At 64.0% G+C, this 13643-nt stretch carries 11 protein-coding genes; 5 read left to right on the top strand and 6 right to left on the bottom strand.

The window, feature by feature from the left end; genetic code table 11:
* Nucleotides 1-10: 10 nt before the first annotated feature.
* On the bottom strand, nucleotides 11-478 hold the full coding sequence (locus ACZIRK_RS21095) for a hypothetical protein (RefSeq protein ID WP_130229570.1): 468 nt from the start codon (nucleotides 476-478) through the stop codon (nucleotides 11-13).
* A 483-nt stretch (nucleotides 479-961) separates the two neighbouring features.
* On the opposite strand from ACZIRK_RS21095, the gene ACZIRK_RS21090 reads away from it, so the two are divergent.
* Together ACZIRK_RS21090 and ACZIRK_RS21085 are read left to right on the top strand one after the other, a co-directional pair.
* On the top strand, nucleotides 962-2101 hold the full coding sequence (locus tag ACZIRK_RS21090) for a YncE family protein (RefSeq protein WP_130229569.1): 1140 nt from the start codon (nucleotides 962-964) through the stop codon (nucleotides 2099-2101).
* Nucleotides 2102-2124: 23 nt separating this feature from the next.
* The gene (locus ACZIRK_RS21085; protein WP_463328057.1) at nucleotides 2125-2892 is read left to right on the top strand and encodes a hypothetical protein; all 768 of its coding nucleotides are present in this window, start codon (nucleotides 2125-2127) and stop codon (nucleotides 2890-2892) included.
* Between the two features lie 247 nt (nucleotides 2893-3139).
* On the opposite strand, the gene ACZIRK_RS21080 is transcribed toward ACZIRK_RS21085, so the two are convergent.
* Together ACZIRK_RS21080 and ACZIRK_RS21075 are read right to left on the bottom strand one after the other, a co-directional pair.
* Nucleotides 3140-3727 (bottom strand): QcrA and Rieske domain-containing protein, encoded by a 588-nt coding sequence (locus ACZIRK_RS21080; protein ID WP_130229568.1) that lies wholly within the window; start codon nucleotides 3725-3727, stop codon nucleotides 3140-3142.
* A gap of 384 nt (nucleotides 3728-4111) precedes the next feature.
* On the bottom strand, nucleotides 4112-7879 hold the full coding sequence (locus ACZIRK_RS21075; RefSeq protein ID WP_463328056.1) for a vitamin B12-dependent ribonucleotide reductase: 3768 nt from the start codon (nucleotides 7877-7879) through the stop codon (nucleotides 4112-4114).
* A gap of 793 nt (nucleotides 7880-8672) precedes the next feature.
* Here ACZIRK_RS21075 and ACZIRK_RS21070 point away from each other — a divergent pair.
* On the top strand, nucleotides 8673-9569 hold the full coding sequence (locus ACZIRK_RS21070) for a DMT family transporter (RefSeq protein WP_463328055.1): 897 nt from the start codon (nucleotides 8673-8675) through the stop codon (nucleotides 9567-9569).
* A gap of 21 nt (nucleotides 9570-9590) precedes the next feature.
* Here ACZIRK_RS21070 and ACZIRK_RS21065 read toward each other — a convergent pair whose 3' ends face one another.
* Together ACZIRK_RS21065 and ACZIRK_RS21060 are read right to left on the bottom strand one after the other, a co-directional pair.
* Complete coding sequence (locus ACZIRK_RS21065) at nucleotides 9591-9995, bottom strand: response regulator (RefSeq protein WP_130229566.1); 405 nt, start codon at nucleotides 9993-9995, stop codon at nucleotides 9591-9593.
* A gap of 188 nt (nucleotides 9996-10183) precedes the next feature.
* On the bottom strand, nucleotides 10184-10837 hold the full coding sequence (locus ACZIRK_RS21060; protein ID WP_463328054.1) for a BA14K family protein: 654 nt from the start codon (nucleotides 10835-10837) through the stop codon (nucleotides 10184-10186).
* A gap of 261 nt (nucleotides 10838-11098) precedes the next feature.
* Between ACZIRK_RS21060 and ACZIRK_RS21055 the strand changes: the two genes are divergently transcribed.
* Nucleotides 11099-11509 (top strand): NADH:ubiquinone oxidoreductase subunit NDUFA12, encoded by a 411-nt coding sequence (locus ACZIRK_RS21055; RefSeq protein ID WP_028164074.1) that lies wholly within the window; start codon nucleotides 11099-11101, stop codon nucleotides 11507-11509.
* Between the two features lie 335 nt (nucleotides 11510-11844).
* Here ACZIRK_RS21055 and ACZIRK_RS21050 read toward each other — a convergent pair whose 3' ends face one another.
* Nucleotides 11845-12531 (bottom strand): DJ-1/PfpI family protein, encoded by a 687-nt coding sequence (locus ACZIRK_RS21050; RefSeq protein ID WP_130231598.1) that lies wholly within the window; start codon nucleotides 12529-12531, stop codon nucleotides 11845-11847.
* Nucleotides 12532-12658: 127 nt separating this feature from the next.
* Between ACZIRK_RS21050 and ACZIRK_RS21045 the strand changes: the two genes are divergently transcribed.
* Nucleotides 12659-13597, top strand: a complete 939-nt coding sequence (locus ACZIRK_RS21045) for a GlxA family transcriptional regulator (RefSeq protein ID WP_463328053.1) — start codon at nucleotides 12659-12661, stop codon at nucleotides 13595-13597.
* Nucleotides 13598-13643 lie beyond the last annotated feature (46 nt).

The following is a 13643-nucleotide window of genomic DNA, read 5'->3' as shown; positions in this document are numbered from 1 at the left end:
GCCCACGGTCCTAGCATCCGCCGATGCCGCCGAAGAGATCGCCTGCGCCGACGTTGCCGGCCATTGACGGTATCGCGCCCAGGCAGCGCGCGCTCGATGAGACAACGCTGCCGACAGCGCCACCAGCGCCCGACGTGGTGTTGGGCGTGACGGTTTGCGCCTTGGGGCCAATGCTGCCCACTGGTCCCGTTGTCACCGCCGTCAGATTGGCGCTCAGCGATACGCCGGCCGGACAGGGCACCGCCACGGGCGCAATAGTACTGAAGCTTCCTCCCGTTGCCCCGGTCACTCCCTGGCCGGATGGCACGATCGCGCCGGTCACCGTGCTCACCGCGTTGGTCGGGGAGTTGACCTGCGCGCCGGTTTGAGCACTGACCTGAGGGTTCGGCTGCGTGCCTACCGATGAACTCACCTGCGCGTGAGCGGTGGCAGCCACGCCAAGCCACAGGATGACCGCAAGGATGAGCATTCGTTTCATCGCGCTCTCCTGTCCTGCCGAAGCGACGATGAGGTCGTGACACGGCTTATGCCCGCCCGTCGCTTCAAACGCCTCCGACGCGGAGGGGGTTCCGTGGGACCGAGCCTCAGTCTTACAGCGGGTTAGGCAGCGGGACTAGTAGGGGGACATCTCGGTGCTGGCTCACTACTGCGTCCGGCTCTAGGAAGCGCGAATGACCGGGCGATCTCAGAGTGGATCGAGATATCCGTCCAACTCGCAAGCTCCGTTTCCCGTTGACAGAACCAGCCGGCGGGTCGAAGCTGAGCTTCTTGGGGAAGCGATCTCCCCACGAGGCGACATGCTGAAGAATCGCGTCCAGTTTCCTCAAGGGCGCATCATGTCTGCCGTTATCCCGCTTCCGTCCCATAAACTTTTCGACCTGACCTCATCTTTGGCGGCCGGCATTCCGACCGCGCCATCGGAGATTGGCTCACGATTGCGATCGCGCTCGTCTCGCTCGCGATGCTGTTCCGCTGGAAAATCAGCAATCCCGTGCTCATTGCGGCAACTGCGATATCCGTGGCTGCAACCAGCATGGGTGATCATCAAATGACGGAAATCGTGCGAGGCGCTCCTGGAAGGGAGGGGAGGCCGATGATCATCATTCGCGGGTTTGCGCTCCTGCAGGCTATGACGGCAGCTGTTTTGCTCACCGGAGAAACCGCTGCCTTGGCTGCAGGTACACCACCGCTGCGCCTTGACATAAAAATCCCGCTCGCTGGCATTCACGGCCGGATCGATCACATGGCGGTCGATCTTTCCAGGCACCGCCTGTTCGTCGCTGCGCTCGCCAGCAATAGTCTCGCAGTCGTTGATCTGGAGGGCCAACGTCTGGATCGCATCGTCCCTGACCTCAAGGAGCCGCAGGGCGTTGGCTACAATCCGGCAACTGACACTGTCTACGTAGCAAACGGAGGCGATGGCTCGGTCAAGCTTTTCAAAGGAGCCGATCTTTCGCCGACCGGACGCATTGAACTCGGTGACGATGCCGACAACGTCCGTGTCGATTCAAGGGCGGGACGCATCTTCATCGGCTATGGTAATGGCGCCGTGACCGCGCTCGACGCTACAACCCACGGCAAGGTAGCAAGCGCAAGTCTGGGCGCGCACCCCGAAAGCTTCCAGCTCGACCGGAATTCGGACCGGATCTTCGTCAATGTTCCAAACAAGAACGAGATCGACGTCATCGACCGCGCATCTGGAAAGCTGCTTGCCTCCTGGCCCACGTCAGCCCGCAGCGCCAACTTCGCCATGGCGCTCGACAACGGTCGCCGGCAGGTTCTGGTCGCATTTCGACGCCCGGCCGCCATTGGCGTGTTCGCCGAGAGCGATGGACAGCTGAAGGCGACCATTCCCACCTGCGACGATATTGACGACCTATTCGTCGACGAGAAGCGTGATCTCATCTACGCCAGTTGTGGCGAAGGATATCTGGATGTGCTCGCGGCGGACGGCACGTCCTACCGCACAATCGCTCGCGTCCCCACCGCGCCCGGCGCACGGACCTCCCTGTTTGTGCCTGAACTCGATCGCCTCCTGCTTGCGGTACCCGCAAGGGGCGGTGACGGCGCTGCGATCTGGCTCTATCGCCCGGTACCTTGAGCCAAGCCGATGGAGGTGCAGCCATGCTTCCAGGTGCCCCGCTGGTCCGATCCGCCTTATCGTTGCTGATCCTGAGTGTCGCGTGGCCGGAGATCGCCTTCGCCTACCGGCCGTTCGACGGCACCGACGCCGCTGTGGCCGCCCCTGGAGAACTCGAAGTCGAACTGCAGCCGGCCGGCGTTCGCCGCGACGGGGCTACCCCGACGCTGGTCGCGCCATGGACCGTCCTGAATTTCGGATTGAGCGAAGGATGGGAGGCGGTGTTCGAGGGACAGGGCGAGACGCCGCTTTCGCCGTCTGGGCCGACAAACCTGATCGCAGCAGGTGCGTTCCTCAAGCATGTCGTGGTACCGGGCAGCCTGCAGGACAAGAGCGGACCGAGCATCGCGACCGAATTCGGTGTGCTGCTGCCGGACAGCACGGGCGACAGCGGCGTTGGCGCAAGCTGGGCAACAATCGTCTCGCAGCGCTGGGACTGGGGAACGATCCACCTCAACGCGGAAACGCTGCTGACGCGCGACCATCATGCCGATGTCTTCCTCGGCAGTATCATCGAGGGGCCGTCGAAATGGACGGTGCGGCCGGTCTCGGAATTTTTCTACGAGAAGGAGTTCGGCCAGGAGGGAACCTTTTCCGGGCTCGTAGGCTTGATCTGGCAGGTGAGCGACAAGCTCTCTTTCGACGTCGCCTATCGCTACGCGGTGACCAATCACCATCCGGTCAACGAAGTTCGTGCCGGACTCACGTTTGGTGTTCCACTCCGGTTCTTCGAAAGCGTCCACGCCAGATAGAAGTATTGAAAATGCGGGGCGCTCTGACCCGGCAGGAACTCTTGGCCAAGCTCAATCGGAACGCTGCACCCAAATCCGCGACATCAAGTCCACCGCTGAAGGCATTTCGGTCAAGGCGAAGGCATTTCGGTCAAGGCGATGAAGGACGGCAGGGACGTGTCGCGCGCCGTCGACAGCAGCGGTCAAGTCAAAGAGTGGCACTAAGCCGGCCGACTGCCAGGTCAACATCGCGTCCATAGTGCGACTCTCACCCTCCGGGCTGGCCGCCCAGCTTTCCGACGAACCCTGCGGCCACCGTGAGCGAGCCATCGGCGATCGCGAGTGGAAGTGCGGCCAGATGGCGAGGTGCCGGTCCGAATACGACTTCCGCACTTTGTCGGGGATCGAATTCGGAGTTGTGACAGGGACACTTTAGGACGTTTTTGTCGCCTTCCGATGCCTTGACCCACTCAGAGACAGCGCATCCCGCGTGAGTGCAAACCAGCGAATAAGCGACGACGCCGTTGGCCGATCGCGATCGGGACTCATCGTCGAGTTCGCCCGGATCAAGTCTTAGGAGGACGATCTCATTGAGCCGCGACCCCTTGCGGATCACCGAGGACTTCGGGTCTTTCGGCCAAGCGTGCACGGGTGGCCCGCCAAGCTCGAGATCACCCGGTTTGATGATTTCGCCGGCATGTTCCCCTTCGGAATGAACAAGAAAATCGCCCTTCTGTGGTCGCTCATCACTGCCCGGCTGATCCTCCTCCGCCACGGCTGGCTTCGCAGCGAGATATGCCCCGGCGGCCAGAGCCGTCAGCAGCAGCGAGCGTCGTACAGGGTCCTGACACGCCATCGCCCCGCCTCCGTTCGACCTTTCTTACCACGTGCGGTTTGCACCTTATCTTAGCCCAAATTGAGCGCCGCGGCTTAACAAATAAAGCACTTTTTTCGACCTCGGCAGATGCAAGTCATTCTGCGGCCGTTGGCGCGCTTGAAAGCTTGGCGTTTACATGCGGCTCGCGAAACTAAGGCCGGGTAGCGCACCGACGGGGACATCATCCCGGTACGACAAGTCAGTTGCGGAGCGAAGCCCGATCGGGAGTTCTCCGCGAGTAGTGGCTTGAGCTATCAGAACGGAGCCCCGCTATTGAGCGGGGCTCCGGGCGATCACGGGCCTGCTATGCCCAATCGCGGACCTTCTTTGGTGTGAACTACAACGATCTTGATCTTCGCTCGTTTACGAACACCCCGTTGTGCTGCCGCACGTGTCGCACTTCATGCATGTCCCATTCCGCACCAGCGTGAAGTTGCCGCACTCCGAGCACATCTCACCCTCGTAGCCTTTGGCCTTCGCTTCCGCGCGGCGTTCGGCCTTTGTTGGAGCGACCGCCGCGGCGGTGCCAGCCTTGCTCCAGTGCACGGTCCCCACCTTCTCCGCGGGCGAGAGATCGTGCTCCGTTTCCTGCTTCAACGCCACCGCGCCTTCGATGGTGTCGGAGACGCGGGACTGCGCGCCTTGCGAGGAGAGGGCGGTGACGCGGGAGCCGCCGGCGGGGGCGTTGTCGGCGGGCTGGCTGACTGCGGTCGAGCCGCCGCGCATGACGACGAGGTTGTCGGTGCGCGAGCGGGTGAGGCCGCGCGACAGGTACTTCGTCGCCTGGTGCTGCGGCCCCTCAGGCTCCTTGCCTTCCTCGACGCCCTTGCCGAGCGCGTCGAAGCCCCTCTCGGTGGGGTCGACATGGGCGAGGTCGAAGCGGGCGAGATAGCTCACCGCGAGCTCGCGGAAGACATAGTCGAGGATCGACGTCGCGTACTTGATGGAGTCGTTGCCCTGCACCGGGCCCGCGGGCTCGAAGCGGGTGAAGGTGAAGGCGTCGACATATTCATCGAGCGGCACGCCGTATTGCAGGCCGAGCGAGACCGCGATCGCGAAGTTGTTGATGAAGGAGCGGAGCGCCGCGCCTTCCTTGTGCATGTCGATGAAGATCTCGCCGAGCCGGCCGTCGTCATATTCGCCGGTGCGCAAGTAGACCTTGTGGCCGCCGACCACCGCCTTCTGGGTGTAGCCCTTGCGGCGGTCCGGCATCTTCTCGCGCTCGCGCATCACCACGATGCGCTCGACCAGCTTCTCGACGATCTTCTCGGAGACCTGCGCGGCGCGCGCGGCCATCGGCTTCTCGTACAGCGCTTCCACCGCATCGTCCTCGTCCTCATCATCAGAGATGAGCTGCGAGTTGAGCGGCTGCGACAGCTTCGAGCCGTCGCGGTAGAGCGCGTTGGCCTTCAGCGCCAGCTTCCAGGACAACAGGTAGGCGGACTTGCAGTCCTCCACCGTGGCGTCGTTCGGCATGTTGATGGTCTTGGAGATCGCGCCCGAGATGAACGGCTGGGCGGCCGCCATCATGCGGATGTGGCTCTCGACCGAGAGATAGCGCTTGCCGATCTTGCCGCAGGGGTTGGCGCAGTCGAACACCGGATAGTGCTCGGCCTTCAGATGCGGCGCGCCTTCCACCGTCATCGCGCCGCAGATGTGCACGTTGGCCGCCTCGATCTCGCGCTTGGAGAAGCCGATCGCCGAGAGCAGGTCGAAGCCGGGGGCGGCGATCGCCTCCGCGCCGATGCCGAGCGTGTCGCGGATGAAGTCCTCGCCGAAGGTCCACTTGTTGAAGGCGAACTTGATGTCGAACGCGGTCGGCAGCGCCTTCTCGACCTTGGCAATGGCTTCGTCGGTGAAGCCTTTTGCTTTCAGCGTGGAGGCATTGACGCCCGGCGCGTTGGACAGCGAGCCGTGGCCGACGGCGTAAGCCTCGATCTCGGCGATCTCGCTTTCGCGATAGCCGAGCGCGCGCAAGGCTTCCGGCACCGCCTGGTTGATGATCTTGAAGTAGCCGCCACCGGCGAGCTTCTTGAACTTCACCAGCGCGAAATCAGGCTCGATGCCGGTGGTGTCGCAATCCATCACCAGGCCGATGGTGCCGGTCGGCGCCACCACGGTGGTCTGCGCATTGCGATAGCCATTGACCTCGCCGAGTGCGAGCGCATCGTCCCAGGCCCTGGTCGCATGCGTGACGATGTCGGCTTGCGGGCAGGAGGCGTGGTCGAGCGGCACCGGGTTGACCGCGAGCGCCTCATAGCCGGCCGCATTGCCATGCGCGGCGCGGCGGTGGTTGCGGATCACCCGCAGCATGTGGGCCGCGTTCTTCTTGTAGCCGGGGAAGGTGCCGAGCTCGGCCGCGATTTCGGCCGAGGTCTTGTAGGCGATGCCGGTCATCACGGCGGTCAGCGCGCCGCAGAGCGCGCGGCCTTCCTTGCTGTCATAGGGCAGGCCCATGGTCATCAGGAGGCCGCCGATATTGGCGAAGCCGAGGCCGAGCGTGCGGAATTCGTAGGAGAGCTCCGCGATCGCCTTCGAGGGGAATTGCGCCATCAGCACGGAAATCTCGAGCACGATGGTCCAGAGCCGGCACAGATGCTCGTACGACTCGATGTCGAAGCGCTTGGTGGTGGTGCTGTAGAAGGTGAGGAGGTTCGCGGACGCCAGGTTACAGGCGGTATCGTCCAGGAACATGTATTCCGAGCACGGGTTGGACGCGCGGATGTCGCCGGACGCCTTGCAGGTGTGCCAGTCGTTCATCGTGGTGTTGAAGTGCAGGCCCGGATCCGCCGAGGCCCAGGCGGCGTAGCCGATCTTCTCCCAGAGATCGCGCGCCTTCAGCGTCTTCGTCACCTTCCTGTTGGTGCGGGCGATCAGGTTCCAGTCGCCGTCGGTCTCGACCGCGCGCAGGAAGTCATCCTTCAGCGAGACCGAGTTGTTGGAGTTCTGGCCGGAGACGGTGAGATAGGCCTCCGAATCCCAGTCGGTGTCGTAAACGTCGAACTGGATGTCCTTGTAGCCTTGCTTGGCGAACTGGATCACCCGCTTGATGTAGTTGTCGGGCACCATGGCGCGGCGTGCGAGCTTGATCTCGCGGCGGAGCGCCGGGTTCTTCTCGGGATCGAAGCAGTCGTCGCCCGAGCCTTCGCAGTTGACGCAGGCCTTCAGCACCGCCTTCAGGTGCTTCTGGTTGATCTTGGAGCCGGTGACGAGGGCGGCGACCTTCTGCTCCTCCTTCACCTTCCAGTCGATATAGGTCTCGATATCGGGGTGATCGATGTCGACCACGACCATCTTGGCCGCGCGGCGCGTGGTGCCGCCGGACTTGATCGCGCCGGCGGCGCGGTCGCCGATCTTGAGGAAGCTCATCAGGCCCGACGAGCGGCCGCCGCCGGACAGCCTTTCGCCTTCGCCGCGCAAGCGCGAGAAGTTCGAGCCGGTGCCGGAGCCGTATTTGAACAGGCGCGCCTCGCGCACCCAGAGGTCCATGATGCCGCCGTCGTTGACGAGATCGTCCTCGATGCCCTGGATGAAGCAGGCGTGCGGCTGCGGATGCTCGTAAGCCGATTTGGACTTGGTCAGCTTGCCGGTCTTGTAGTCGACGTAATAGTGGCCCTGGCCGGGGCCATCGATGCCATAGGCCCAGTGCAGGCCGGTGTTGAACCATTGCGGCGAGTTCGGCGCCACCATCTGCTTGGCGAGCTGGTAGCGGATCTCGTCGAAGAAGGCCTGCGCGCCTTCATCCGAGGAGAAGTAGCCGCCTTTCCAGCCCCAATAGGTCCAGCAGCCGGCGAGGCGATCGAACACCTGCTTGGCCGAGGTCTCGCCGACATAGCGCTCGCTGTCAGGCAACAGCGCCAGCGCCTCGGTGTCGGGCACCGAGCGCCACAGCCAGGAGGGAACAGTCTCCTCCTCGACCTTCTTCAGGCGCGCAGCGACGCCGGCTTTACGGAAATATTTCTGGGCGAGCACGTCGGAGGCGACCTGCGACCAGAACTCGGGCACCTCGACATTTTCCGCACGGAACACGATGGAGCCATCGGGATTGCGGATCTCAGACGTGGTCAGCCTGAAATTGATCCCGGCGTAAGGAGATTGTCCCGCAGTGGTGTTGCGCCGTTCGATATGCATGCGTCGTGCCCCGTCTTCTGCCCGGCCCCCATTGCCGCTGGGGTGATCCGGAAATGTTATTCCTAGAGCGAGCCCCTGGTCCCATCCTTCCGTCCAAAGGGTGGGGGGCCAGAGCCCCGCAAGCTCAGCCGGTGGACCGGCCTGTTTCTCTCGATCGCCGGTATCGGCTGGCACCGATCCGGCGACGGCACGTCCCTGACCGGCCCAGGCGGACCGTTCGGGTCATGCGTTCAACGCCTCAAAACTCGTAACGCGACAGGTCACCAATGGGCCTTTTCCGACCCGTTATTGGCGTCCCAAAATGCCCGGGAAATTCCGGGAGGAACTTCCAAATCGCGGCAGCAAAGCCCTTCACCCGCAGCCTGTTCGGCTGACGGAGGGGTCGTTCTGGACCCTTTTGGGAGCGACCGGCGGGGACCCGAAACACACTCGCGCCGAACAAAATGAAAGCTAGGCAAGTCCGTGACGCCCGTCAAGGATTAGTACGAGTTCCTGAATCAAATACTAAATATGGTGGAAAAGGGAGGAAAACAGGGGCCGTGCCGCGCCTGTGACCCGGCCAAGTATCAGTGAGTCCTGAAGGATTCCCAAGAGAAAAAAATCTCATGTCAGCTGTGGAACAATGGCTTCGCCCGCTTTTCACAGGGCAGGTATTTTTGGCGTCTGACGGATTGAATTCCGAAGACTCACGTGAGCTTACGGGGAAGTTACGGACAGGTATGCTGGCGGGCGCGTGGTCGGCCGCCCAAATCGAAGGCATGGTCGCCGCCGATTCCATTCCCTGCCGGGCTTCATGACAGAATCAAAACCGAGCGCGCGCGGCCGACTAGCGCCTGCGGGCTTCCTGTTCCTCGCCGTTACGTCGGTGGGCTGGGGCTTCAACTGGCCGGTGACGAAGTACCTGCTAAGCGAGCTGCCGCCACTGACGCTGCGCTGCTCGACCGGTGTGATTGGGGCTGTGCTGCTGGCTCTGCTCGCGGTCGTTCGCGGGCAGAGCCTGTCGGTCGGGCGCGAGATGTGGCTGCGCTTGATGCTGGCGTCGCTACTGAACGTCACCGGCTGGATGGTGCTGATGGGGCTGGCGCTGCTTTGGTTGCCCGCCAGCGAAGCCGCGCTGATCGCCTACACCATGCCGGTCTGGGCCTCGCTATTGGCCTGGCCGGTGCTCGGCGAACGGCCGACGCTGCTGCGCACGATCGCGCTGGTGATGGCGTTCGCCGGGCTCGCCGCCATCATGGGCGGCAACGGAATTGCCGCGAGCCGCGAAAAGCTGCCGGGGATCATCATGGCGATCACCGGCGCCTTCGGCTTTGCGCTCGGCGCGGTGCTCGCGAAAAAGCTGCCGTTGAAGATGACACCGATCCCGGCGGCGGCCTGGCAGATCGGGCTCGGCTGCCTGCCGGTGGCCGTGGCCGGTCTTCTCGTCGAGACTTCGCATTTCGATCGCGTGACGACGCTCGGCTGGTGGCTGCTCGTCTATTCGATCCTGATCCAGTTCTGCATCGCCTATGTGAGCTGGTTCGCCGCGCTCAGGCGGTTGCCGGCCTCGATCGCGGCGATCGGCACCATGGCGGTGCCCGTGATCGGCGTGGTGGCGTCCGCCATCGCGCTGGGCGAGCCGCTCGGGCCGACGCAGGTCGCAGCGCTCATCTTCACGCTCGCCGCCGTCGTGCTGGCCACGCGATCGTAGCTGGATGGCCGCCTTGTGTCGTTACTTCAAAGGGCGCGTCGATGCCGCTGATTGACCGAGGCATTCGTTGACGGTGGTGATCAGCGCCTCCGGCGTGAAAGGCTTGCGCAGGCAGCGCGCGGCGCCGAGCTCCAGGGTCATGCGCAGGAAATCCGGCGCACGCTCGGCGTTGGCGAAGGCGTAGCCGGACATCGCGATGATCGGGATCTCGGGCGCGCGCTCGTGAAAGATCCGGATCGATTCGAAGCCGCTCATATGCGGCATGAAGACATCGATCAGCATCACGTCGAAGCTTCGATCCTCGAGCGCGACCATCCCGGCTTCGCCGCCATCGGCGACGGTGACGTCAAACCCCTTGCGCTTCAGACAGACCTCGATGGCGGCGCACACCATGGGGTCATCATCGACCACGAGAACGCGCGGCACGATGGATCCTCTTGTTGCGATGATATCTGCATATGCCGACCCGCACGGCCGACTGCTTGATTAAGGCGGACGCGCGATAGCACGTCTGCAAGATGCCGTGCATATGAGATTCGCTTACAGCCGAATTTATCTTCTCAACAAAAAGGGCGGCTTTCGCCGCCCTTTTTCACGCGAAAGGAATCAGCCGGTCAGGGGCAGGGATGACGCTGACCGTCATAACCGAGATAGGTTCCCGACGCCGGGTCATAGGACTTGTAGCGCTGCTGGCAGTAAGCGACGTCACCGCCGCCAGGCGCGACCGCGACCGCGGCGCTGTCATCGTAATAGCCGTCGTCGTAGTAGCTCGGTGCGTATCCATAGCCGCCATAATAGTCGTCGTAATAGGCGCTCGACGCGAGGGCGCCGCCGATCACGGCACCTGCAGCAATACCAGGCCAGACTCCGTAGCCGCGGTGACCATAGCCGCCGCGCCAGCCGGGCCGATACGCACCGCTCCACCCGGGCCGGCCACCACTCCAGCGAGGATTAGCAACCGCGCCGCCGCGGAAGGCGGGAGCGCCCGCGAACTTGGTGCCAAGGCCGGCTCCGCCGCCGGCAAAGCTGCCGCCTCGGAAGCCACCGCCGCCGCCGCCGGCAAAGGCGCCGCCCCGGAAGCCGCCGCCTCCACCGGCAAAGCCGCCGCCGCGGAATCCACCTCCACCGCCTCCAATGGCCGCTCCGCCGCCGCCGACCCGCCCGGCCGAGAACTTGGTACCCTGCGCAAAGCCTTCGCTCGGCACCACGAGCGGCAGCACCAGCGCGAGCGCCGCGGCGGTGCCTAAAATCTTGAGATTGATCATCATTGGGACTCCATCTGCGGGACATGGCCCAACCCTTTCCGGGGGCCGGCGTTCCCGAGCCTCGCGCCACTTCATTGCGCGGGGTCTCAGCCTGTCAGATAAGAACTGTATGGCGAATGAACGGGTTAGACCGAATTCCGCGACAATTGGCCGCCAACACTGCGCTGTGATGTTCCGCTCTGGGGCACAACACGTGCGGCAATCTGGACAATTCGATCCGCCGGTGGCATCACAGCCCAACGATTCCGAACCGGCCGGCGCTTCATGAAACAATTCCTGCTCAAATTCTTCACGTGGTGGAACGGCCAGACCTTTGGCACGCAGCTCTGGACCTGGCGGTTCGGCGAGCTCGTCGGTACGGACGAGCAGGGCAATCGCTACTATCGCACCCGTGGCGGCAAGATCGATCCGGTGCTGCATTTCGAGCGCCGCTGGGTGATCTATAACGGCTACGCCGAAGCCTCGCGCGTGCCGCCGTCATGGCACGGCTGGCTGCATCACGTGGTCGACCTGCCACCGACCGAAGAGAAATACACGCCGCGGGAATGGGAAAAGCCGCATGTGCCGAACATGACGGGCACGCCGGCGGCGTACCGTCCGTCCGGCTCGACGCTGGCGAGCGGCCGTCGCCCGAAGGCGACCGGCGACTACCAGCCCTGGACGCCCGCAGGCTGATCAACCTCATTCGTACGTTGTGCGAGCGCGCCATTGCGCGTGCAGCGCACGCGTGCCTGTGAACAGCGGTAACAGCGGGGACGAGCAACACGACCTCCTTGCACGTCACGCGGGACCGGAGCTCAATAGGGGCATCTTACGGAGATGGATAACCATCGCGTCGGATCGGGCTCCAGAATCGCGACTGCCCCGATGAGCAGCGGCCTCCGAGTGGGATGCGGGCCGGGACATAGGCCCCCGGTGCAGACGTCCTGAAATCGCCCGTTAATGTGAGGCCACCGTAAGACAGGAAAGGCCGCCCGGGAAACCTGGCGGCCTTTTTCTTTGCGTTGAATTTATGCGAGCCGTGCCGCGGCGCGGGCGATCATCTCGCCGCGGCGCGCCTGTGAGGATGCCATCTTCTCTTTCATGAAGGCGAGGATTTCGGCCGGCGCGGTGTCCGGCGAGCCGGCGTTGAACGGCGGCTTCGGATTGTATTCGAGCCGAAGCTGGATCGCTTCCGCCGTCCTGCGGTCGACGAGTTCCGACACCAGCGTCAGCGCGAAATCGATGCCGGCGGTGACGCCGCCCCCGGTGATGCGGTTGCGGTCGATGCAGACCCGCATCCGCGCCGGGATCGCGCCGAACGCGGCGAGGAAATCGATCGCCGACCAGTGCGTCGCGGCGCGATAACCTTTGAGCAGGCCGGCAGCGCCGAGCACGAGCGATCCGGTGCAGACCGAGGTGATGTACCTCGCGCCCTCCGCCTGCTTGCGCAGGAAGGCGAGCATCTCCTCGTCATTGACCATGTCGTCGGCTCCCATGCCGCCGGGGACGCAGATCACGTCGAGTTGCGGGCAGTCAGCAAAGCTGACCGTCGGCATCAGCGCCAGCGCGGTGTCGCTCGGCACCGGCTCAATCCGTTTCCACACCAGATGCACTTTGGCCCCGGGCACGGAGGAGAACACCTGCAGCGGACCGGTGAGGTCGAGCTGCGTCACCTTCGGAAACACCAGAAGTCCGATCTGTAGCGGGCTGGACATGGGAACACCTCAATATCCGTTGACCGCGACAGAATGGCATGGCGGCTTCATGTCCAAAATGGCATAATTCCCTCGTTTCCGGACAGGCGTCTTGAAGAGTTCTTGGAGACCGACAGGAGAAGATCAGATGATCGGCGTCCTCATCTTCCCCGAATTTCAATTGCTGGATGCTGCCGGCCCGATCTCGGTCTTCGAGATCGCCGCGCGCTCTGCCGATAATCCGCCCGCGCTGAAGGTGATCGCGGTGACGCCGGGGCCCGTGCGTTCGTCCTCCGGCGCCGAGATGTTCGCGCGAGGGCTGCGACCGTCAGCGGCGATCTCGACCCTGATCGTTGCGGGCGGCGAGGGCGTACGTATGGCGGCGAGGTGCGCGAAGACGCTGGCATTCGTGCGCATGCTGGCCAAGCGCGGGGTGCGCATCGCGAGCGTCTGCTCGGGCGCCTATATCCTCGCCGAAGCCGGCCTGCTCGACGGCCGCCGCGCCACCACGCATTGGCAGCGGACCAAGCATTTCGTTTCCGCGTATCCGAAAGTGAAGCTCGAGCCGGATCGCATCTTCACCCGCGACGACAACATCTGGACCTCGGCCGGGATCAGCGCCGGGATCGACCTGGCGCTGGCGATGATCACGGAGGACTATGGCGAGGAGATCGCGCAAAAGACCGCACGGCACCTCGTGCTCTATCACCGCCGCAGCGGCGGCCAGTCGCAATTCTCCTCGCTATTGGAGTTGAAGGCTGCAAACGGCCGCTTCGGCCCGCTGCTCGCCTGGGCGCGCGAGCATCTCGATGCGCCGCTGACGGTCGAGGACATGGCGGAGAAAGCCGGCATGAGCTCGCGCCACTTCACCCGCGCCTTCGTCGCGGAGACCGGCACGACGCCATCGAAAGCGGTGGAACGTTTGCGCATCGAGGTGGCGCGGCAGCGCGTGCAGTCCTCGGGGGAAGCCATCGAGCGCGTCGCGGAGGCGACCGGCTTTCGCGATCCCGAGCGGATGCGCCGCGCCTTCATCCGCGCCTTCGGCCAGCCGCCGCAATCGCTGCGTCGGGCGGCGAGGGCAGGTTAGAGCGCTTTCGAGCGAAGTGGATACCGGGCCGCGTGATCCGGCAGCA

The organism is Bradyrhizobium sp. Leo114 (genome assembly GCF_055229415.2).
The sequence above is the reverse complement of the archived record's forward strand: the minus strand, read 5'-3'. Positions and strand labels throughout refer to the sequence as shown.